The organism is Arthrobacter sp. Y3223151 (assembly GCF_059091125.1).
Window position 1 is genome coordinate 17,860 of sequence record NZ_JBNHGI010000015.1, and the last position, 21,642, is coordinate 39,501.

Annotated in this window: 20 protein-coding genes; 8 read left to right on the forward strand and 12 right to left on the reverse strand. The window is 65.0% G+C overall.

Going from position 1 to position 21,642, the window contains the following annotated elements:
* Window positions 1–104: 104 nt before the first annotated feature.
* The 10 genes from AC5RUP_RS15630 to prfB form a co-directional block, all read right to left on the reverse strand.
* Window positions 105–1,046 carry an alpha/beta hydrolase gene (locus AC5RUP_RS15630; RefSeq protein WP_494158732.1) on the reverse strand — a complete coding sequence of 314 codons (942 nt, stop codon included), beginning with the start codon at window positions 1,044–1,046 and terminating at the stop codon, window positions 105–107.
* Window positions 1,043–1,795 (reverse strand): 3-hydroxybutyrate dehydrogenase, encoded by a 753-nt coding sequence (locus AC5RUP_RS15635; protein ID WP_494074994.1) that lies wholly within the window; start codon window positions 1,793–1,795, stop codon window positions 1,043–1,045. The genes AC5RUP_RS15630 and AC5RUP_RS15635 overlap by 4 nt, the downstream gene beginning before the upstream one ends.
* A complete protein-coding gene (locus AC5RUP_RS15640; RefSeq protein ID WP_494155056.1) occupies window positions 1,788–2,429 on the reverse strand; it encodes a TetR/AcrR family transcriptional regulator in 642 nt (213 codons plus the stop codon). The genes AC5RUP_RS15635 and AC5RUP_RS15640 overlap by 8 nt, the downstream gene beginning before the upstream one ends.
* Window positions 2,426–4,021, reverse strand: coding sequence for a class I adenylate-forming enzyme family protein (locus tag AC5RUP_RS15645; RefSeq protein WP_494158733.1), 1,596 nt, complete (start codon window positions 4,019–4,021; stop codon window positions 2,426–2,428). The genes AC5RUP_RS15640 and AC5RUP_RS15645 overlap by 4 nt, the downstream gene beginning before the upstream one ends.
* On the reverse strand, window positions 4,018–5,244 hold the full coding sequence (locus AC5RUP_RS15650; protein ID WP_494158734.1) for a branched-chain amino acid ABC transporter permease: 1,227 nt from the start codon (window positions 5,242–5,244) through the stop codon (window positions 4,018–4,020). The genes AC5RUP_RS15645 and AC5RUP_RS15650 overlap by 4 nt, the downstream gene beginning before the upstream one ends.
* Window positions 5,241–6,116, reverse strand: coding sequence for a branched-chain amino acid ABC transporter permease (locus AC5RUP_RS15655; protein ID WP_494000186.1), 876 nt, complete (start codon window positions 6,114–6,116; stop codon window positions 5,241–5,243). The genes AC5RUP_RS15650 and AC5RUP_RS15655 overlap by 4 nt, the downstream gene beginning before the upstream one ends.
* Window positions 6,113–6,997: an ABC transporter ATP-binding protein gene (locus AC5RUP_RS15660; protein WP_494158735.1), complete on the reverse strand. Its 885-nt coding sequence runs from the start codon at window positions 6,995–6,997 to the stop codon at window positions 6,113–6,115. The genes AC5RUP_RS15655 and AC5RUP_RS15660 overlap by 4 nt, the downstream gene beginning before the upstream one ends.
* Entirely contained in the window at window positions 6,994–7,758 is a 765-nt protein-coding gene (locus tag AC5RUP_RS15665; protein ID WP_494153288.1) for an ABC transporter ATP-binding protein, read from the reverse strand. The genes AC5RUP_RS15660 and AC5RUP_RS15665 overlap by 4 nt, the downstream gene beginning before the upstream one ends.
* 116 nt (window positions 7,759–7,874) lie before the next feature.
* A complete protein-coding gene (locus tag AC5RUP_RS15670; RefSeq protein WP_494153263.1) occupies window positions 7,875–9,080 on the reverse strand; it encodes a substrate-binding domain-containing protein in 1,206 nt (401 codons plus the stop codon).
* A 355-nt stretch (window positions 9,081–9,435) separates the two neighbouring features.
* Complete coding sequence (gene prfB, locus AC5RUP_RS15675) at window positions 9,436–10,554, reverse strand: peptide chain release factor 2 (protein WP_494153264.1); 1,119 nt, start codon at window positions 10,552–10,554, stop codon at window positions 9,436–9,438.
* A 289-nt stretch (window positions 10,555–10,843) separates the two neighbouring features.
* On the opposite strand from prfB, the gene AC5RUP_RS15680 reads away from it, so the two are divergent.
* Both AC5RUP_RS15680 and AC5RUP_RS15685 read left to right on the forward strand, forming a co-directional pair.
* Window positions 10,844–12,187 (forward strand): S8 family peptidase, encoded by a 1,344-nt coding sequence (locus tag AC5RUP_RS15680; protein WP_494153265.1) that lies wholly within the window; start codon window positions 10,844–10,846, stop codon window positions 12,185–12,187.
* A 276-nt stretch (window positions 12,188–12,463) separates the two neighbouring features.
* Window positions 12,464–12,919: a hypothetical protein gene (locus AC5RUP_RS15685; RefSeq protein WP_494153266.1), complete on the forward strand. Its 456-nt coding sequence runs from the start codon at window positions 12,464–12,466 to the stop codon at window positions 12,917–12,919.
* Window positions 12,920–13,060: 141 nt separating this feature from the next.
* Here AC5RUP_RS15685 and AC5RUP_RS15690 read toward each other — a convergent pair whose 3' ends face one another.
* Entirely contained in the window at window positions 13,061–13,465 is a 405-nt protein-coding gene (locus AC5RUP_RS15690) for a hypothetical protein (protein WP_494153267.1), read from the reverse strand.
* Between the two features lie 86 nt (window positions 13,466–13,551).
* On the opposite strand from AC5RUP_RS15690, the gene AC5RUP_RS15695 reads away from it, so the two are divergent.
* From AC5RUP_RS15695 to AC5RUP_RS15715, 5 genes are all read left to right on the forward strand, one after another.
* Window positions 13,552–13,707 carry a hypothetical protein gene (locus tag AC5RUP_RS15695; protein ID WP_494153268.1) on the forward strand — a complete coding sequence of 52 codons (156 nt, stop codon included), beginning with the start codon at window positions 13,552–13,554 and terminating at the stop codon, window positions 13,705–13,707.
* A gap of 343 nt (window positions 13,708–14,050) precedes the next feature.
* Entirely contained in the window at window positions 14,051–15,145 is a 1,095-nt protein-coding gene (locus tag AC5RUP_RS15700) for a hypothetical protein (RefSeq protein WP_494153269.1), read from the forward strand.
* Window positions 15,146–15,225: 80 nt separating this feature from the next.
* Window positions 15,226–16,023 (forward strand): restriction endonuclease, encoded by a 798-nt coding sequence (locus AC5RUP_RS15705; RefSeq protein WP_494153289.1) that lies wholly within the window; start codon window positions 15,226–15,228, stop codon window positions 16,021–16,023.
* A 1,014-nt stretch (window positions 16,024–17,037) separates the two neighbouring features.
* Window positions 17,038–18,285 carry a PIN domain-containing protein gene (locus tag AC5RUP_RS15710; RefSeq protein ID WP_494153270.1) on the forward strand — a complete coding sequence of 416 codons (1,248 nt, stop codon included), beginning with the start codon at window positions 17,038–17,040 and terminating at the stop codon, window positions 18,283–18,285.
* Window positions 18,286–18,494: 209 nt separating this feature from the next.
* Window positions 18,495–18,734, forward strand: a complete 240-nt coding sequence (locus AC5RUP_RS15715) for a DUF2510 domain-containing protein (RefSeq protein ID WP_494153271.1) — start codon at window positions 18,495–18,497, stop codon at window positions 18,732–18,734.
* Between the two features lie 527 nt (window positions 18,735–19,261).
* On the opposite strand, the gene AC5RUP_RS15720 is transcribed toward AC5RUP_RS15715, so the two are convergent.
* Window positions 19,262–20,281 (reverse strand): neutral zinc metallopeptidase, encoded by a 1,020-nt coding sequence (locus tag AC5RUP_RS15720; protein WP_494153272.1) that lies wholly within the window; start codon window positions 20,279–20,281, stop codon window positions 19,262–19,264.
* 860 nt (window positions 20,282–21,141) lie between these two features.
* Between AC5RUP_RS15720 and AC5RUP_RS15725 the strand changes: the two genes are divergently transcribed.
* Entirely contained in the window at window positions 21,142–21,591 is a 450-nt protein-coding gene (locus AC5RUP_RS15725; RefSeq protein WP_494153273.1) for a hypothetical protein, read from the forward strand.
* The last annotated feature ends 51 nt before the right edge of the window (window positions 21,592–21,642 follow it).

Genomic DNA, 21,642 nt, shown 5'->3' on the forward strand with positions numbered 1-21,642 from the left:
CTCAGGCCGAGGACGAGGGCTTGTGCTTGGGGGAAGAAACCTCAGCCTCTCGACTATAGGCACGCAGTCTTGAGTTTATCCTGCAGCCTGTTCGGTGTGTCGTTTCACCGGACCGGCCCCTTGCCCGCGGCCCGTCCTGGCGCCCGGCCGGCCAGGGCGTCGCGCACCGCATCGGCCACCGCCGCCGCGCCCGGGCTGTCCATGACGATGGTGTAGTGGTTGGTTCCGACCACCTCGCGCACCCGCAGCGCCGGGAGCCGGCGCGCCCAGCCGTCCACGTAGCCGGGCGTGTACAGGCCCGCGTCCTCGTTCAGCAGGCCGCGCGGGGCCCGCAGCAGCACCGCCGGGACATCGAGTGATTCGAGCGCGTCCATCAGGACGGCGCCGCTGTTCAGGTCGGCGGTGTCGCGGGCCATCGCCTCGTAATTCGTCGCCGGCCGCAACAGCGGCGGCTCGCCGGCGAGGTCGTAGTCCACGTAGTCCTCCACCAGCGCGTTCCAATGCTCGGCGAAGGCCGGGTGCACCCGCCAGAAGTCCCGATACGCCTCCCGGCTGGGGAACGTGGCGGCCAGCCGTTCGGCCGCCGGACCCAGCACCGACTGGATGACCTCCTCGTCGCTGAGCCCGGCCGGCACCTGCAGCGGCAGGCCGCCGTCGACGAGCACCAGCGACTCCACCAGCCGCGGGTGGCGCCGGGCCAGCACCACCGAAGCGAACGCCCCCATGGAATGGCCGACGACGACGGCCCGGCCGACGCCGTGCGCCGCGAGCACCTCCGCGAGGTCGTCGGCGTGCGCGGCCATGCCGAACGGGCCGGGCAGCCCGTTGCTGCGGCCGCGGCCGCGCAAATCCGGGGCGATCACCCGCACGCCGTCGAGCTCCTGCGCCAGCAGTCCCCACGTGCGGTGCGAGGCCGTCACGCCGTGCACGGCCAGGATGGCGGGTGCCTGCGCGTCCCGGGGTCCCCACACGCCGGTGCGCAGGGTGCCGCCGCGGACCGGCACGTCCAATGCGGCGTAGGGCAGGGCTGCGGGTTCGGCGCTCATCGGCTGGACCATCCGCCGTCCATCGTGTAGGACGCGCCGGTGACCATGCCGGCGTCGGGCCCCGCGAGCCAGCACACCAGCGAGGCCACTTCGTGCGGCTCGACCAGGCGCTTGACGGCGCTCTCGGTGAGCATCACCTTGGCGACCACTTCCTCCGCCGGCAGCTGGTGCATCCGGGCCTGGTCGGCGATCTGCTTCTCGACCAGCGGCGTCTTCACGTAACCGGGATTGATGCAGTTGCTGGTCACCCCGTGCGCGCCGCCCTCCAGGGCGGTGACCTTCGAGAGGCCCTCCAGCCCGTGCTTGGCGGAGACGTACGCGGACTTGTAGGCCGACGCCCGCAGCCCGTGCACCGAGGAGACGTTGATGATCCGGCCGAAACCGCGCTGGTACATGCCCGGCAGCGCCGCCCGGATCAGCAGGAACGGGGATTCGAGCATCAAGCGGAGCATCAGCCGGAAGGCCTCCGGGTCGAACTCCTCAATGGGGTTGATCCGCTGGATCCCGGCATTGTTGACCAGGATGTCGGTGTCCACCGCCGCCGTTTCCAGCGCCCGGGTGTCGCTGAGGTCCACCTGCCACGGGACCCCGCCGATCTCCTGCGCCACCCGTTCGGCGGCGGCGCCGTCCAGGTCGGCCACGGTGACCTTCGCGCCGCGGTCGGCCAGGGCCCGCGCGCAGGCTTCGCCGATGCCGCTGGCCCCGCCGGTCACCATGGCGCTGCGGCCCGTCAGAGTCTTCTCAGCCATGGGTGGGTCCTTCCGTCGTCTGCTGTCCGGGCGCCAGCGCCCGCTCAATGAACTGCATCATTTCTTCGAATACGTGGTCGGGCACTTCCCGCGGGACGGGCTGCGCACCGCCGTCGTCCTCCCAGAGCACCCAGCGCATCCCGATCAGTTCGCCGATGCCCATCAGCGCCCACGCCGCGACGTTCGGGTCCATCGGACGGACCTCGCCGGTGGCCTGCGCCGCCTTCAGTCCCTCAATGTAGCCGTTGACGATGCGCGTGTAGTGCATCCGCAGGGCGCCGGGCGACACGAACTCCGCCTGCCGGATGATCCGGTAGAGCGCGGGGTGTTCGGCGGTGAAGCGGAAGAACGCCTTGAACCCGGCCCGCTCGGCCTCCAGCCGGTTCTCTGCCGACTTCGCCGCCTCGGTCATCGCGTGCCGCACCCGCCGGTTGAGGTCCTCGACGACCTCGTCGAAGACGGCCTGCTTGCCCTCGAAGTAGAGGTAGAAGGTGCCCAGCCCGACGTCGGCCTGCTCGGTGATCTTGACGATCGAGGCCTCGTGGTAGCCCACCGATGCAAAGACCGCTTCGGCCGCCTCCAGCAGCTTGGCCCGCGTCCGGGTGCCCCGGGCGGTGCGTGGTGCAGCGCTCATGATTCCTGCTCCGATCCTGCGGTCAGCGGGTGGCGGTCGGGGCGGACGGCGGCCTCCCGCAGCCTCCCCCGGACCACCTTGTTCAGTGCGGTGCGCGGCAGCGCCGGCACGAAGGCGAAGCGGCCGGGGACCTTGAAGGCGGCCAGCTGCGCCCGGCAGTGTTCGGCCAGCTCCTCGGCGTCGGTGATCCGGCCCGGCCGGACCACCACGTAGGCCAGCCCGGTCTCGCCCCAGCGTTCGTCGGGAACCCCGACGACGGCGGCCTCGGCCACCGCGGGGTGCGAGAGCAGGACCTGCTCCACCTGGGCCGGGGCCACGTTCTCGCCGCCGGAGATGTAGAGGTCCTTGATCCGGTCCACGATGCGGAAGAAGCCGTTCGCGGTGCGTTCGACCAGGTCGCCGGTGCGCAGCCAGCCGCCGGCGAGCGCCGCCGCGGTGGCCTCCGGGTTCCGGAAGTAGCCGGCGAACACGCCCGGTCCCGAGACCAGCAGCTCACCGGTGGCCGCGCCGTCCAGGATCTCGCCGGTGGCGGGGTCCGCGACCGCCACGCTGACGTGCAGGTAGGGCTTGCCCGCGTAGCCGATCATGGAGGCCGCGTCTTCGTTGGGCAGGCAGAGCACGTTGGGCGAGGCCTCGGTCAGGCCGTAGCCCTGGCTCAGGGCCACGCCCCGCTTGTGCCAGATCCGCAGCAGCGGTGCGGGCATGGACGCGCCGCCGACGATCGCGTGCTGCAGGCTGGACAGGTCGGCGGACGCGAAGCCGGGGTGCTCGGCCAGCATGGCGTACTGGGTGGGGACACCCATCATGGTGGTGACCCTGCGTTGGGCGATCAGCTGCAGCATCCGGCCCGGGTCGAACGTGCGTTCCAGGACCACCGTGGCGCCGGTCCACCAGCCCAGCAGCGGCTGGATGTTCCAGCCGCCCACATGGAACTGCGGCAGCGCGGCCAGCACCACGTCGGAGCTGGAGAGCTCCATGGTCCGCGACAGCGAGAGGTTGGTCCAGAAGCAGTTGGCGTGCGTGAGGATGGCGGCCTTGCTCGGCCCCTCGGTACCGGACGTGAACATCATCAGGAGGGCATCGTCGTCGCGCACGTCCCGCTGCACGGGCCCCGCGGCGCTGTCCAGCCGGCGGGTGGGGCAGGGCACGTGCCGCTCCACCCCCGAGGGCCCGAGCGCTGCTGTGCGCGGCGGCAGCGGGAGCATGGTGGCGGCAGCTGCGGCCAGCGCGTCGAATTCATCCTCCACCAGCAGCAGCGCCGGGTCCGCCAGCTGCAGCTGCTCGGCGATCTCCCCGGGAGACAGCCGCCAGGACAGCGGGACCAGCACGAGGCCGGCCTTGGCGCAGGCGAAGAACAGCACCACATGGTCGGCGGAGTTGCCGGTCAGGGTGGCGATCCGGTCCCCCACCCCATAGCCGGCGGCGCGCAGGCCCGCGGCCAGGGCGACGGCCCGGGCATCGAGGTCGCGGTAGCGCAGGCTGACCCCCCGGTCGTCGATCGCCACCCGGTCGGGCGTGGACACGGCGCGGTCGGCGGTCCAGCGGCCGAGGGTATGGAGGCCGCCGGCGGGCGGATGGGGCTGCAGGTTCACTCGGCTTTCTCCAGGATGTCGCGCTGCCGGGCGGCTGCCTGGCGGCGCTGGCCGCGGCTGAGGGTGGCCCGCTGTACCGCGCCGGTGATGCCGCCGGGCAGGAACAGGACCACCAGGATGAACAGTGTACCGAGGATGAACAGCGGCTCCGAGAGCGGGATCCGCAGGATGTCTGGCAGGTTGGCGATGGCCTCGGACTGCGCCAGCGCCGTCAGCCGCTGGTCCAGCAGCGTGTAGAAGACGCCCCCGATGACCGCTCCCCAGCGCGAGCCCACGCCGCCGAGCACCACCATGACCAGCAGGGTGATGGTGAAGTCGGCCGAGAGGCTGCGCGGGACGGCACCGGACTGCAGCAGCAGGTAGACCATGCCGACCGCCGAGGCCAGCACGCCGCCGACCACGAACACCAGCAGCTTGACCAGGTAGGGCTGCAGCCCGATGACCCGCACGCGCAGCTCGTTCTCGCGCACCGCCGCGGCCACGTGCCCGGCGCGGCTGAACTGCACCCAGCTGACGACGGCGAAGACCACCAGCAGCACGATCAGCGCCAGCCAGTACAGGTTGCGGGTGTTGGCCACGCCCAGCAGGGCCTCGGGCAGGTTCTCCGTGGCCAGGGTCAGGCCCTCTTCGCCGCCGGTGGCCTGGCCGGGGTTGCGGCCCACCAGCACGTGGCCGGCCTCCGCGAAGGCCAGGGTGACCATGGCGAACGGGATGCCCGTCACGCGCAGGCCGACCGCGCCGACCACGTGGGCCAGCACGATGACCAGCAGCAGCGTCAGGCCCATGGCCGGCAGCAGCGGGATGTCGAACGTGTCCAGGATGACGCCGAGCCCGTAGACCCCGGCGCCGAAGTACAGCGCATGGCCGAAGGAGAGCAGGCCGGTGACGCCGAGCAGCAGGTGGTAGCTGAGCGCCGCGGCGGCCATCAGCATGCACATGGCGATCAGCTGCAGCGAACCCGGGGTGTAGGTGGGCCCGGGCAGCACGCCCGGCAGGGACAGGTTCAGCAGCGGCAGCAGGGCCAGCAGCACCACGGCCGCTCCCCCGGCGGCCCACTTGAGCAGCCCGCGGACCCCGCCGGCGGCAGCCCCGCCGTCGTGCCTGCCCTTCCGTCCGCGCCGCGGCGTCCTGTCTCCGGTGCCCGGGGCCTCGGTGTGCCCGGCGGTTGCGGCGGCCGGGTTCGGCTGCGCGTCCGATTGCGGGTCGGTCTTGCTGGTGGTCATGATTTCCTCCCGAGCAGGCCGGAGGGCCGGAAGAGCAGGACAAGGGCCAGGGCCACGACGACGACGAAATCCCCGGTGCCGTTGAGGTAGAAGTTCGCGAACTGCTGCAGCAGCGCCACCACCACCGAGGCGATGGCCGCGCCGGTGAGCGAGCCCAGGCCGCCGATCACGGTGACGATGAAGGCGAAGATCAGCAGCGATCCGCCCAGCAGCGGCGAGACGTAGCCGAAGTAGTGGCTGGCCAGCACCCCGCCCAGGCCGGCCGCGGCGCCGCCGATGGCGAAGACCAGCGTGAACGCCTTGCGGACGTCGATGCCCAGCGCGGTGACCATGGAGCGGCTTTCCACGCCGGCGCGGATGATCATGCCGTAGCGGGTGCGCTTGAGGAAGAACACCAGGCCCAGCAGCACGAACACCGCCGCGATGATGGCCACGAAGCGGTCGTTCGCGATGTCGGCGCCGAGGATTCTGGTGGTCTGGCTGAACCATTCGGGTCCGGAGATATAGACCGGGTCGGTGCCCCAGATCCCGTCGAACAGCGCGACCGACGCCAGCGAGAGGCCGACGGTGACCAGGACCTGTTCGATGTGCCGCTCGTACAGCTTGCGGATCAGCACGAACTCGGTGAAGGCGGCGAACAGGGCCCCCACGACGGCGCCCACCAGGAGGGAGCCGAGGAAGGTCCACCAGTTGTCGGCGCCGGCGCGGCGGGCCACTTCCCAGCCGGCGAACGCGCCGAGGGTCAGGAAGGAGCCGTGTGCGAAGTTCAGCACGCCCATCAGCCCGTAGATCAGGCTCAGCCCGGAGGCCACCAGGAAGTAGAGCGCGCCCAGGCCCAGGCCGGTGACGGTCAGCAGGACGATGGTACTCACTTGTGCACCCCGTTCGGGTCGGTGCCGGTCCCGGCCTCTGCGGGGGCGGCATCGTCGTCGTGCCCGCCTTCGGCGTGGACGCCCAGCAGCCGCTGGGTCAGGTCTTCGTTGTCCAGGAAGTCCAGCGCGCTGTCGGTGGTGTGGACCACCCGCCCGCCGGACAGCACCACCGCGCCGGCGGCCAGCTGGCGGACCACCTGCAGGTTCTGCTCCACCAGCAGGATCGGCACCGTTGCGGCGGCCCGCTCCAGCGTCTCGGAGACTTCCTGCACGATCTTTGGCGCCAGGCCCTTGGTCGGCTCGTCGATCAGCAGCAGCTTGTTCTCATTCAGCAGCGCACGCGCCAGCGAGACCATCTGCTGCTGCCCGCCGGAGAGTGTCCCGGCCATCTGCGAGGCGCGCTTGAGCAGGTCGGGGAAGAGTTCCTCCACCAGCTGCCGGCGCGGGGAGGCGTCCCGTTCGGCCAGCCGCAGGTTCTCCGCCACGGTCAGCTTGGAGAAGACCTCGCGGTCCTCCGGGACGTAGCCCACGCCGCGGCGGATGATCTTGTAGGTCGCTTCCTTGTCGATCCGCGTGCCGTCCAGCGTCACGCTGCCGCTGCGGGAGATCAGGCCGATGATGGCCTTGATGGTGCTGGTCTTGCCCACGCCGTTGCGGCCCAGCAGGGCGGTGATGCCGGTGGCCGGCACGGAGAAGCTGACGTTCTCCACCACCTGCTGGCCGGCGATGTGCGCGCTGAGCCCCGCGACCTCCAGCACCGGGCGGGCGTGGCGGTCCGGCCGCGCCGCGGACGGCGACGTGGCGGTGGCGGTGGTGGTCGTCGCGGCGGGCATAGCAGCGTCCTGCGGCACGGCCGCGCGGCTTTCCGGGTGCTGGCTCATACGGGTTCTCCCAGGTAGGCGCTCTGGACGGTGGGATTGGCCATCACCGCGTCCGGGCTGTCGATGGCCAGCAGCTTGCCGTGGTGCATGACCGCCACGCGGTCGACCAGCCCGAGGACCACGTCCATGTGGTGCTCGACCATCATCACGGTGCAGCCGCGGTCGCGGTGCATCCGGCGGATGATCGCGCTCAGCCCGGGCACGTCCCCGGAGGCCACCCCGGCCATCGGTTCGTCGAGCAGGATGACCGAGGGGTTGCCGGCCAGGAGCATGGCGATCTCCACCTTGCGCTTGTCGCCGTGGGCGAGGTCGCCGGCCGCGGTGTGCAGCTTGTCCTCCAGCCCGACCTCGGCCACGTTCTGCTTCGCGGCGGCGGCCGCGGAATCCGTCCGCGAGGGGAACCGGAAGACCGTGACGCTTCCGCCGAGGCCTGCCTGGGCCGCGAGCCGGACGTTTTCCAGCACGCTGAGCCGCGGGAACAGGCTGGAGGTCTGGAATGTCCGGCCCAGGCCGGCGCGGGCGCGGCTGTGGATCGAGGCCGACGTGACGTCCTTGCCGTCGAGCGTGATGGAACCGGCCGTCGGCTTTAGGACGCCGGAGATGAGGTTGAACAGGGTGGTCTTGCCGGCACCGTTCGGTCCGATCACGCCGACCATTTCTCCGGTCGCGACGGAGAATCCGACATCCTCGAGGATGCGGGCGCCGCCGATCTGCAGGCCGAGGCCCTGCACCGTGAGCGCGGGCTGATCTGGGGAGGTCATCATGTCACTTTCTGTCCGGTCGAGGACCCTGTCCGCGGGCCGGGGCGCCGCCGCCGGTGAGGTCGGCGGCGCCCCGGTACTGCAACAGTGCGGGCCTGCCTGTGGTTGTGCTGCGGTTACTTGGCTTCCGGCGGAGCCACCGTGTCGGCCGGAATGGCCTTGATCAGCTCAGGCACCCACTCGCCGTCCTTCTCCACCAGCTTGGCCTGGTACATCTCCTGCAGCAGCGCGTGGTCGGAGGCACGGATGGTCGTCTCGCCCTTGGGCCCTTCGAAGCTGTAGCCCTCCAGCGCCTCGACCATGGCGTCGACGTCGTTGCCGCCCTCCTTGACTGCCTGCACGATCATCTGGCCGGCGACGAAGCCGTCCGGGGTGAAGAGGTCGGCCTTCTTGCCTTCGGCCTCAACGCTTTCGATCATGGCCTTCTCCACGTCGTTGCCGGCTGCTCCCGGGAAGTAGTGGTTCAGGAAGCTGATCTTGTCCGAGGCCTTGCCGTAGGCGCCGAAGGTCGCGGCGTCGCCCAGGCCGGTCACGATGGGGGCAGCGTCGAACGCGCCCTGCTGGCTCAGTGCCTGCCACATGGATCCCGACGTGGCGCCGGCCCAGGCCACGAAGACCAGATCCGGCTTGGCGTCGATCAGCTGACGGGCGAACGGCGTGAACTCGGTGGCGTCTTCGGGTACCAGCACGTCATCGACTTCGGCGCCCTGCTCGCCGAGGACGGCTTCGACGGCGGCGAGGTTGCCCTGGCCGAACGCGTTGTCCTGGCCGAACACAACGACCTTCTTGCCCTTGAGGTCGTCCACGAAGGTGCCGGCCGTCGCGACGTCCTGCAGGCTCTGGCGGCCGGAGCGGAAGGTGTAGTCGTTGATGCCCTGCAGCGCGTCGGTCGCGGCGGGGCCGGAGATGTAGAGCACCTTGTTCTGCGCGGCCTGCTCCGCGAGCTTCAGCGCGATGCCGGACACCACGGTGCCGGCCAGGATCTTGTAGTCCTTGCCGATCAGGTCCTTGGCGACGTTGACCGCCTTGTCGGGGTCACCGCCGTCGTCGTGATAGGTCAGGTTGAGCTTGGTGCCGTTGACCTCGCCGGTGCCCTCGGTGGCGTAGTCGATGCCGGCCTGGAGACCCTGGTAGTAGGCCGCGCCGTAGGCGGCCAGCGGGCCGGATTCGGAATAGACGATGCCCACGTTGATGCTCTCGGGGGCGTTGCTTTCCTCGCCGGCCGCTCCGGCGGTGTCGCCGCCGGCGGTCGGCGCGCACGCGCTCACGGTCAGTCCGGTGACCAGCGCCGCGGCCATCAGGAACTTCTTCGTTGCCTTCACTCCGATGCCTTTCGTTGAAAAATCTCTTGAGGAGTAACTCTGGAACTGTCTGAACCTGATGGTCAGGTCCCCCAACCTGAAAGGTGATTCAGATTACGGCAAATTTATGGTGTGGCTCACAGAGGTGTCAACAGTCGCGCCGGGTCGCAAAGGTTACGATTCGGTTGCAGGCGGCCGAGACTTCGTGCGGCGGGCACAGCCTGACAGGCGAGGGGCACGGCGAAGCGCCGCAGGAGGAGGCGAGTCCCGTCCCGGATGCCCTTCGTCAGGCAGGCCTGGGCACACGTCTAGACGAAGAAGCCCGGCCGCTCCTGATGGAGCGGCCGGGCTTCTTCGTGCAACAGACAGATCGCGGTTAGTTTTCCGCGTTGCGGTTGTTGGCGCGCCAGCGGATGCCGGCGTCGATGAAGTCGTCGATTTCGCCGTCGAGCACCGCGCCCGTGTTTCCGACCTCGTGTTCGGTGCGCAGGTCCTTGACCATCTGGTACGGATTGAGCACGTAGGAGCGCATCTGGTCGCCCCAAGACGCCTTGACGTCGCCGGCGAGCGCCTTCTTCTCGGCGTCCTGCTGCTCCTTCTGCAGCAGCAGGAGCCGGGACTGCAGCACGCGCAGCGCGGCCGCACGGTTCTGGATCTGGGACTTCTCGTTCTGCATCGAGACGACGATCCCGGTGGGGATGTGGGTCAGGCGCACGGCGGAGTCGGTGGTGTTCACGGACTGCCCGCCCGGGCCGGACGAGCGGAACACGTCCACCTTGATCTCGTTGTCCGGGATGTCGATCGAGTCGGTCTGCTCAATCAGCGGGATGACCTCGACGGCGGCGAAGGAGGTCTGGCGCCGGCCCTGGTTGTCGAAGGGGCTGATCCGCACCAGGCGGTGGGTGCCGGCCTCCACGGAGAGGGTGCCGAAGGCATAGGGTGCCTTGACCTCGAACGTAGCCGACTTGAGCCCGGCTTCTTCGGCGTAGGAGGTGTCCAGCACCTGGGTCGGGTAGCCATGGCGTTCGGCCCAGCGCAGGTACATGCGCATCAGCATCTCGGCGAAGTCGGCGGCATCGACGCCGCCGGCGCCGGAGCGGATGGTCACCACGGCCTCGCGCTCGTCGTACTCACCGGAGAGCAGCGTGACGACTTCGAGTTCGGAGAGCGCCTTCTTGAGCGAGGACAGTTCGCTGGCGGCCTCGGCCATGGAGTCCGCGTCGCCGGCGTCTTCCTGGCCCAGTTCGACCAGGACTTCCAGGTCCTCGATCCGTGCCGCCAGTTTCTCCAGCCGTTCCAGTTCGCTCTGGCGGTGCGAGAGCCTGGAGGTGATTTTTTGCGCCGCGGCCGGGTCGTCCCACAGATCCGGCACGCCCGCCTGCTCGCTCAGCTGGGCAATATCTTTGCGGATCGCCTCCGCGTCGGAGACGGCTTCTATGGATTCATACGTGGCGCGCAAGGCGCGGATTTCAGCGGGAAAGTCGATCTCAGCCATGGTCCTCCCAGCCTACGCCATGGCGGGGAAGCCTCTGTCCCGCGAAGACTGTGCCCGACCCCCCTAGCTCAAGCGCGGGCACGTGCAATAACCTTTGGAGGGTGCGGGATGCAGGTGCCGCGTATGGGGTTGGGGCCTGATCTAAATCCAATTATTGGGGGAGGCTGCAATGCCCAGTCAAAGTCACGGATCCGTTCAGAGCCTGCGGAAGAGGCAGAAGCCCGAAAGCCGGCAGGACGGCCCGCGGTCAACCACTCCGCGAAGAATTCTGGGGGTTTTCGGCGCGCTCGTGCTGGCCGCAGCAACCGTCGTCGCCGCTTCCGGACCCGCCGCCGCCGGACCTGCCGCCGCCGGACCCTCCACCGCGGGGGCCGCCGCCGCGGGAGAAGAACACGGCTACACGGTCGTCCTCAAGGACAGCATCGGGAATGTCGATTCCACCGCCACGGCCCACGGGGAGAAGTACGGGTTTACGCGGTCCAACACCTACGAACACGCGCTGAAGGGATACTCCGGCACTATGACGGTCTCGGAAGCGAAGCAGCTCGCTGCCGACCCGGCCGTTGAATTCATTGCGCCCGAGCGGCAATTCGCGATGCCGGACAACGCGGCCGGCGCCAATAACGGAACCAGCGGCGCCGAATTCCTGCCTCCGGGGTGGCTGCGGGTCGGCGGCACGCCGGAGGAGGCAGCCGAGGACGGCCGGCAGATTACGGTCAACTCCGCCGTGATCGACACCGGCATCGACAGCACCCACCCGGACCTGAACGTGCGCGGCGGGGTGGACTGCTCGTCAGGTACTCCGGTCGAGGTAGCTCCCGTCGACCGGTTCGGGCACGGAACCATGGTCGCCGGGATTCTTGGGGCGAAGAACGACAACGCAGGGATCATCGGCACCGCGAGCGGCGCCCCGCTGTGGTCCGTCCGGGTTATCGCAGACGACGGCACCATCACAGAAGCTGCCATTCTCTGCGGCGCCGACTGGGTGGTCTCCACTCACACGGACGAGGACCCGGGCAACGACATCAGGGTCGCCAACATCAGCCTCGGCGGCCCCGGCCAAGAGCAGGGAGCCTGCGGCAACGGTGTCGATCCCCTGCACAAGATGATTTGCCAGGGCGCCGAGGAGGGTGTCGTCTGGACGGTCGCCGCCGGTAATGCGACCGGGGACATCGCGAACACTGTTCCGGCCGCGTATGACGAGGTGCTCACAGCCACCGCCATGGCTGACTACGACGGCCGCCCCGGTGGTACGGCGACAGCGAGCTGCGCAGGAGGACCTTTTCCCAACCCCGACGACGAGTTCGCCCTCTTCTCTAACTTCGCCACCCAGCCTGCCGACCAGGAGCACACCGTCGCGGCTCCCGGGGTGTGCATGACCTCAACGGTCCCGGGCGACCGGTACGCGAACGCACACGGCACCAGCTTCTCCAGTCCGATCGTCGCCGGTTCGGTGGCCCGGTGCCTGGAGAGCGGGGTCTGCCAGGGCGACGGGACGGCCGTGATAGAGCAATTCCGCGCAGCGGTCGCGGAGTACAACCAAGAGAATCCCCAGTACGGGTTCGTCGGTGACCCCCTGCGACCGGTCCCGGGCCGGTACTACGGTTACCTGGCCACCGTGATGCCCTTCTAGAGAAAAGCAGCCTGATTTTTCAGTTGCCTGGGGACTGCAATTTCTGGTTTAGAGCCTAGACGGCGCTGTGCACGCGCCAAAAGTTGCCGCCGCGAGGCAAACCCGCGCCATGCCTAAGAGCCTTAAAGAGGCACCCCGCCCCCGTATAGACGGGGGCGGGGTGGTCAGCCGCACCGGAACAGCTGCATTTCCCGCTCACTATGCCAACCGCGCCAAGCGCGAGCGTGCCGAACTGACCGGGCTTGACGCCAAGATCCGCGCAACAACGCGGGACCTTTGATCCGCCCCGGCGACCGCCTCCTCAAGGAGGGCGCACGGCATATCTCGCCGGACGACCTCCCTACGCTCCGCGAGGCTGCCTACGCGCTGAATCTCGCCGACGAGTACGCCCCGATGCCCGCTGTCGGTCGAGTCTGGCGCCGCCATGCCGACCAACTCCTCTCTGCCCTCGGGCTGACGATCGAGGGCAAGCCCCGCCCTGAAAAGGAACAAATGAGGACCCCATCTAACGACGTCGGGCCGCTCGGCGCCCGGTTGGTCGCCGAGATCGAGGGCCGCCACATCGACAAGTCACAGTTCGGCGACCTCGTCCGTCGCGCCGATCGCGTCGCCTCGCTAGTCACGTTCGATCTGGCCGAATGGCGCGACGACGTCGAGCGCGAAAAAGCGGCCATCACCGCCGAGCTCGCCCAGCGCGTCGGAATCACGACCTCGATTTTCAAATCCCTCTAAACCGCCACCGAAAGGTCGCCCGCCATGGCCCGTTACATTGATACCCCGATCCGCTCCGGCCGCGGCCATATCCGCCGTCTCGCCGCTCAAGGCGTCGAGTTGCCTGTCGAACTCGCCGAAATGCTCGCCCAGCTCCACCGCCTAAGGGCTGAGCACGGCGCCCTGCCTGCCGCCGCCGACGTCATGCGCGACGCCGTCGCCGCCGCCAAGGCTGGCAAGCTCGCCAAGTCGACTTCGGCGCAAATCGCCGCGCTGGACACTCACCGCGAAATCCTCGACGGTGCCGTCTTTGAGCTGACGCATGAGATCCACCGCACCGCTTCCGGCTGCATCTCTCTGCTCGTCGAGGGTATTCGGGACAAGCTCCACGGCCCTGCCGCCGAGGAGCTCACCAAGGTCGCCGAGCGCGTCCCTGGCGGTTACAGCGTCGACGAGTTGGTGAGGGCAGGCAAGCACGAGGAGGCCGCCTTGTTGGCCTCGGCGCCTATCCACCGAGACAAGATCAACAAGGCCCAGCAAGCTATCGCGTTGCTCCCCGGCGTCCAATACGCCTACCCGTCCGGCGCTCCACGCGGTTCGCGCGCTACTGGAGCGACCCGAGCAAAGCGCCCCGTGAGGACACCCTCGACGCCATGCTCGACGCGATCCGCAACGGCGCACGGCCGATCATTGCCACGCGCGCCGAGGTCGCCGAGGTCGCCGCGGCGCGCGAGGCCAAGCGCGCCGAGGAGCGGGCCGATGCCGAACTCTACGTCCGCAAGAACTACAAGAAGCGGACCTTCATGTAATCCGCCGCCAAGGAGCCCCGGCAAGCCGCCGGGCCGGGGCTCCTGCTCTACGTGGCCATAGCTACCCGCACCGTTTACACGCCCGGAGACTCCCCGCGCCCTAATCCAAGTATCCGGGTGGTACTCATAACGCCCCGGTCTAATGCCCCGAAAGTCCTTACCTCGTCTACCACGGCCATTTTCAATCGCGACTCACGGCGCCTTCTAGGTTTTTCATCGCCGCGTTTCACCGCACCTCGGCCAAGGGGCCCAACTATGCGGCGCCGTCTCGGCCCCGATCACTTCCGCACCACAATATGCTTGGGGGGAAGCGTCCCCATAGTTCGAATAAAGGTGCAATGCATTGGAAACGTATGAGCCGCGGAACGTCCCGCTCGATCAGTTGCTGCTGGACCCCAACAACTACCGATTCACAGGCGAGACGGACCGCCCGTCTATTTCTGAGAAGAAGTTCGCCGAGGACTCTGTTCAGCGCAAAATCAGCGAACGTCTGGTAGCTGATGGCCTAGCTGAGCTCAAGAAGTCGATCCTGTCCAATGGCTATCTGCCCGTCGAGCGGATCGTGGTGAAAGCGTTCGACCACAATCCCGAGGATTCCGAGTACTTCGTTGTCCTAGAGGGTAACCGTCGGGTTGCCACCCTGCGGGAGATTCAGAAGGAGGCGGAGACCGGGGTCGACATTCCCGAAGAGGTCCTAGAGTCGCTGAAGAATATTCCGGTCATTCTCCTCGATACCGACGATCCCAGCGCATACCTCACCATCATGGGCGTCAGGCATGTAGGTGGAATCAAAGAGTGGGGCGGTTACCAAAGCGCCAAGCTCGTCTTCGAGCTCAGAAGCGAGCACGATCTTTCGACGCCTGAGGTGGCATCGAAACTTGGCCTCAGCGCCGTTGAGGTTAACCGCCGGTTCCGAGCATTTCAAGCTGTCGAAGAGATGCGCCAAAACGAAGAATACAGCGACTATGTCACCCCTGAGATTTATCCCCTATTTCATGAGGCCCTCTCTGTCCCCCGCGTCAGGAACTGGCTGGAATGGGATGACAACGAGAATCGCATCAAGAACGAAGAGCATCGCAATATCTTCTATTCGCTGATCTCGCCCCACGAGGACGAAACCCAGAGAGTACGCCCTCCGAAGATCACATCGTATTCTCAAGTTCGTGAGATGAAGAGTCTGTTGGACAACGAGGAGGCCTACGAGTCGCTCACGGACCTGGAGAAATCTTTTAGCGATGCCGTAGCTCTCGTAAAAGCAGACCAGGCATCGCGGGACTGGGTCGCCAAGGTGAAAGCCACCACAAGGTCGCTGGAGCACGTTGGCATACTGCAAATCAAGAATCTGGACGACCGCGAAACGGCCCTTCTAGAAGAACTCAAGAAGATTGCCGAGACAATTCTCGACACTCGGGCGGCCAGTGCTGCAAGTTCCCAATGACCAAAAGGCTCCGCTCCAAAGTCGTCCAATACATAGTTCAGTGCTGGCCGTTGGATGCGCCCCCGCGACGCTTGAACGAAGTGCTTTATGAAGTTGCTATCGCTAACTTTCAGACCCCTGAGGCTGAGGCCGCCGAGTTTGCCGAGAAACATGAGACCCCGTCCCTAGCTCTCTTGGCAGAGGAGCGCGACCAAGCTGACAGCAGGGCCGTACCCTGTCGATTTGCCTTGAATGAACAGGCCCTCGGTCTGATCCAAGGCAGCTCATTCATTGAAGCTGGTGATGACGAAGTAATCCAGCGAGCAAAAAAGAGGCGGTTGCACTACGACGCCTACCAGGAGTTTCTCCGGAATCTCACGTGGCAGGAGTTCGAGGCGTGTTGCAGAGGAATTTTGCACCAGCTCGGCTGCGCATCTCCGAAGCTAACGGCCCAGAGCAATGACCAAGGGATCGACTTCTTCGGTCAACTTTCACTGCGCGATCGGCTCGGCAACGAGAGCATCCTGCCCAGTGTCGATTCGATGCTCGATGTTTGGATGGTCGGGCAGGCCAAGCACTTTCAGAAGACCCAAGTCTCGACTCCCGATCTTCGCGAACTTGTAGGCTCAGTCGAGCTCGCACGGGCTAAGGCATTCGCCGACGGCGGAATCGCGCTGCAAGGTCTCGACTTGAAGGTTTGCGATCCAGTTTTCTATCTGTTTTTCACCACGGGGACGATTAGCCGCGACGGCAACAGGCTCTTGGAGGCGAGCGGGATGATCAGTATGGACGGGGCACAGGTCGCAGCGTTTCTCGCAGATAACGGTATCGGCGTGAGTGACGGTGGAATCTTCGACGCAGCAACCGCCGCCTCGTGGCTCAGTAGCTACAGCACCTAGGGTTGTTCAGGGTCGGGAATCGGCCCCACTAGGGAATCGGCCCCACTAGAGGTATCAGCGAGGCCTTCTCGCTGGAGATCCCCCTCTCCGGCGAGAGGGCCTCTGCCCGGCGCAATTCTCCGGGGTCCCGGGTATGAACCCCCGACCCATTTTGCGCACTCTACAGAGGCACTGCCGAGCCGATGAGTAACGCCCCGGCCCCACGCCAAGAGGACCCGGACCCCGACGCTGGAAATCCTGGCCCCGTCTGCTGCCCCTGACTTGTGGACCTGCTCGGCGAGTTGAACTGTTGGGCAGGCATATACAGTTTGTGATCCAGTGCGACGTCGGGCGCATCACGGTGATGCTCAGAATAACTACGCAACTGATCCGCTTGGTGCGCCTATAGTACCGGCGCCCTTGTTGATGTCTTTGGAAGCGATCCGAAAAAGCTCCTCCGGGTTTGTCGGGGCCTTGGCGGCACGCGGGCGCTTAGGAAAATTTGCACTCAATCCGTATCTCCTTGGAATTCTGTATATACGTCTGGAAATCAGTCTAGGTCTGCCCAGGGTCGAACCAATGAAACCCCGGATACAGCAGTCAATTGCTCATAGGACGCATTCTTCCCAATCGGAGCGGCACTTCGCCTCTCCTTCTGACTTTCTCACGCAAGGGATTCCCCAAAAAGCCACGGTTGCATAAATGCGTCTTACGATGGGCATAGGTGGTGGGCATGGAGGAAGTCTGTCTCGAGTTTGGTTACTTGAATTGGAGCGTCGGCCACACCGCCGAGACTGGAAGCCGCAATAATGCTGATGCAAGGTCCAGCACTTACGCTCGCTCTGACTCGCTCAATTGAATTCTCAGGCACTGCCGCTTGGTCACTGGGGAGGCACGGACGGCATCCATGCACGGGCGCTCGACATTGACCAGGGGTTTTCTACTAATGCGAGAGCGCGGCCCAGAGGAGGATGCGAGCAGCGCTATATACCGTCTGATTGAATGGGACGAGACGCTGCACGACGGAGGTACACATTGCGCGACCTGTTCCGAGGTTACTACCAGCCCACCAAAGACGAGGAAGTGAGGATTTGGCGGGAGGGGCTGATCTCCTTGGACGCCAACGTACTGCTGTCCCTCTACAACGTGCAGCCCACGACCTCCACGCTCTACCTGAATGCTATGGAGCAGCGGAAAACCCAGATGTGGCTTCCTTACCAGGTCGCAATGGAGTTTCACCGGAACGTGCACAAGGAGAGGTCTAGGCAGACCACAGCACATCAGCACCGCATCACCAAGATTGATGGCCTCCTAGGCGACCTTCGATCCACAGCCAAGAACTCGCGTCTACGAGCATCTCCAACCCAAGAAAAGGCAGTGGAAAGCTTAAACGTACTCATGGACGAACTTGTCGCTGAACGTGACACCATCGCAAAACAAACCAACCACCGCACGCCTGACGCGCTCTTGGATCGCATCTCAGTACTGTTTAGTGGCCGGGTCGGGCCCGAACCAGACAAAGCAGCGCTTGACACTATGTTCGAGGAGGGCGAGAAGCGCTTCGCAGATGAAGTGCCTCCAGGTTTTGAAGACGCCAGGACTAAGACTGGGAATCGAAAGTACGGTGACTACGTTCTTTGGCGGCAACTTATGAACCATGCGTCCACTGAGAAGCGAGACATAATCTTTGTCACGGATGATGACAAAGCTGATTGGTGGCTGAAGATCGAGAAAATGTCAGTTGCCCCTAGGCCAGAGCTCCTTCAAGAGTTCCGCTCTGAAACAGGCCAGGACATCCTCATCCTCAACAGCTCGCAGTTCTATTACAACCTTGTGCCGGCCGCGGACGGCGACACGTCGCGAGCCGAGCAAGTCATCGCCGCCCAAGAGGACATGGAAGCAGCCGTATCGGAAGCCAAAGAGACGCTCTCGCCATACGAGAACTTCATGGCACCCCTGGGCAATCTAGATAATCAGCATCTCGCAGCGCTTGCCGCTGCACGAAACAACAGACTTGTGAAAAAGTACCTGGCGGAATGTGGTGAAGTGGATGATGTCGACCCTTTCACCGGTGAAAGCAGTGCCCTTACGGTGCAGGCCGCGCGGGCAGTCTTTACAACCGAGCTCAACATTCTGAGCGACCGCCGGAAAGAACTGGAACGGCGACTCCGTAACGGCCCGCCACCTGGCGAGCTCCGGCCCCTCGTCGAAGAACACGGACAAGTGCTAGTGCGTATTGATTTGCTCCGGGAACGGCTGGAAGACTTTGACCGCCTGATCTAGCCTCGGGCGAAAGAGGCAGGCGTCCACCCACGGCCCGCCATCTAATGCCCAGATGGTCCTGCATCGTGGTTAGTACAAGGGACGCGGCAGGAAGGTCGTGAACACCAGACTCATCTGAGGTGCTAAGGGGCACGAATGATGACACAAGTGGTGGCCCGTAGACCATCGGGGCTAGAGGCCGCCGGCGGCTGGAGCAGATCCCGACGATCGTGCGCTGGTGGGATGGCATTCAGTGGACCGACCAAACCCAGCCTGCACAACCGCAGCAGCCGATCCCGGACCAGAACCACCACGTGCAACAGCCCACTGAAAAGTCGGTGAAGACGCGAAAACTGGGGTTCTTCAACGCCCGACAGGTCGCCGAGGCAGAGATGGCGGAAAACCAGCGGCTGCAGGATCTGATCGACCAGCACGGGCTTCGGGACCTCCATGGGGTAAACCCAGCATAAAACAGCAAGCTGAAGCCGAAGTGACAGCGCTCCGCGACCGGGCACAGTCCGAACTGGCGGCGACCCAGCAGCAGTTGGACGCCGCCAGGGTCGAGCTGGAGGCAACCCGACGAGAGCTTGTGACGGCCGTGACCAGACCGTTCTGCAGGAATCGGACTGTTCGACTACGCCCACCGGCAGAGTCATCCGCCCAACTGGCCGCCGAACTGGAAACCGTGCGGACACGGATTAAGGACATGGTGCGCTCCAAAAAAGTTCAGAGCTCCGGATGCTTAGGGTCCTTGTCTCCTTCTCTCCAGTACTTGTCCCGCTGGCGAAGGACGTAGCGCCCAATGTAAAAGATGCCGGCTACCAGTCGCGCTTTCCGGAGGGCGAGGAGAAACCAGCGCCAGACCACCACCTCATCCATTTACGAATGATCCACGCCGGCCAGGCAATCCGCGTCGTCGGTACTTATGCGTTTCCACGGTCAAGCAGGCCAGTGCTTCAAGCGAAGCAGTTGCGGCCACTCTTGAAGGGGCCATGGCTTAGGAGGCTGCTACTCCATAGTTGTTGACCAGCCATGGATCGCAACTCGAGGGAATACCCGAGTTGTACCCCATCATGAAGGCGTCAATCCGCTGCTGCGGCGTCCCATGATGCTGGGGGTCGTTGAAGCTGTAGTCACCGATGAGTCGACCAGCCTGCACTGCTTCCTGAATGTCTGTTGCGTCCAGGTAACCCTTGTAGTAAGCGGAGTTGGCCCACACACCTGACCAGCAGTCGGCGTGCAGTTCCGTCTTATACACCGGGTACGGACGGTTCTTCACTTCCTCGTTCGTCCGTGGGAGGAGCCTGAGTTCATCCTGCAGGTTGTGGGCGTATTCATGAGCCAGCAGGAAGGCAACGGAGAAGTCACCCGAGGCGATGCCGGTTTCAGGATCGTTATTCACTTTCACCTGGCCGTTCCAAAGCCTGGTAGCAACGTCTTGAGAAAAAACGATGGTGTCATCGGTCGGGCAATAAAGCATTGCGTCGTCATTGGTGTCACCGCACTTGCTGCTAACGGACTCGCCTGGCACAGGGAAATAGTAAGTCACCATCGGCTCCTGCAATCCGGCAGTGGTGAATACGTCTGTCCAGTAAAAATCTACATCTTGAAGGACGGTCGTCAGAAAGTCGTGCATGGTGGCCGGAGTCATAGTGGTCCCGATGGCTGCATTCGACCCCAGAGCCTCGCCAGACTCTGCTTCATACTCTTGGGCGGGCTCATCGATTGCTTCAGGAACGGGCTCCCCGGCGGCATCGGGTCCAGGCGTACCGGGCACATCGCCTTGCTGGCTGTCCTCAGGTGCTTCGGTAGCTGCGTCCTGTGTCTCCTCAGGAGGCTCTGCCCCAGTCTCATCGGTGTGCGCTGTAGTGGGGATTTCAGCGGGCTCCTGCTCGAACTGAGGCTGTTCCTGAGGAACTTCGATCGTTTGCTCCGGCGGGGATGACGGCGATTTCTGTCCGCATCCGGTCAGCAGGAGGGCTAGGACAATCACTGTCCGTATGAGTGGCTTGTTCATCGGAGTCTCCCCATTTGACATGCAGCCGGGGCGCTCACGGGCACTTGGCCTGGCTGCCTTTGGATCTGCCGGGTTCAGCTATTGCCCGCCGCCTTAGTGCCCAGGACATAGTTGGTAGCCCGTCTCGTCAGGTGCACGATTCGCACCAACTGCCAGCCTCCGCTTGACGCCGTCCCTGTGTCAGCAGAGTGGCGCGTGGCGTATGGATCCGGGTTTTGTATGAGCCAGCCCAAATCCAGTCATCAGCTGTACTCGGCTCAAATCCCCAAAGACTCGGCTCAAATCCCCAAAGACCGGGCCATGCCGGGTGCTCCCCGGTGCACAATATTTTAGGCCGGGGCGCAGTAGACTTCAATGCCTCATTTTGTGGCATGTGAACTTCCCCTGCAGGCGTGATCGGGGCACTTGCCCTTGCTATCGCAGGCATAGTGCATTTTTCGTGCTCGCCGCTCTGTGGAACGGATGGCCGCGCGATCGTCGGGTCCCTCCATCAGGTTCCAGTGATTCCCGGGATCCCCCGGGTGCAGGGAAGGTTGGTCGTGTGCGGGTGCGCATGGTTGGTCGTCGAATCCACCAGCACTGTTCCTCCGGCTCCGGCGCCCGCGTCCGCTTCTGCCACATCAGGAGAGCATGGAAGCGGTCACAGTTGCCGTGGCTGCTGAACCGCCTGCGCCGTTTCCACACCGTCTGCCACGGGCCAAACGCAGGCGGTAAATCGCGCTAGTCGATCCCGCGCCGGTACCGCCAGATGATGCTCTTGACCAATGATGGGGCATGCGGGAACTTTTTGCAGTTCCTGGAACTCTAACCAGTCGTACATGCAAAACAGGGAGCTAGGCTTCCCCTAGAAGGAGTCGGACATGACGATTGACAATCTCTCGTTCGCTGATGAAAACGGGGATGGAGTGGCAGATGTTGCCGCAGCTGACCTCAACGAAGACGGTTATGCCGACATGACTGCGATAGATACCAACTATGACGGCTATATTGACACTTACCAGGTGGACAATAATGCAGATGGATACTCGGAAACAGTCGCCTACGATCGCAACCAGAATGGAGTAGCCGATTCCCTCGACGTGGACACTGACCTGGACGGCTACGCCGAGACGACCATCACTGATTCCAATGAGGATGGTGTCCCGGACCCAAGCGTCTACTATGAGGGCAGCGGCGGAGGGGGAATAACTCTTACGCCCGAGCAGGGAGGGGGTTATAGAGTAGACATAGATACCGGCTCCCCCGTTGGACCTACCTTAGACGGGGGCACCGACGCTTGGGTTGCGCCTGATCCTCACGACTATCCTTAGCATCCGAAGCTTGGAGCCTTCCGCCGTACTTTTTATGCCTTTTCCAAGGGG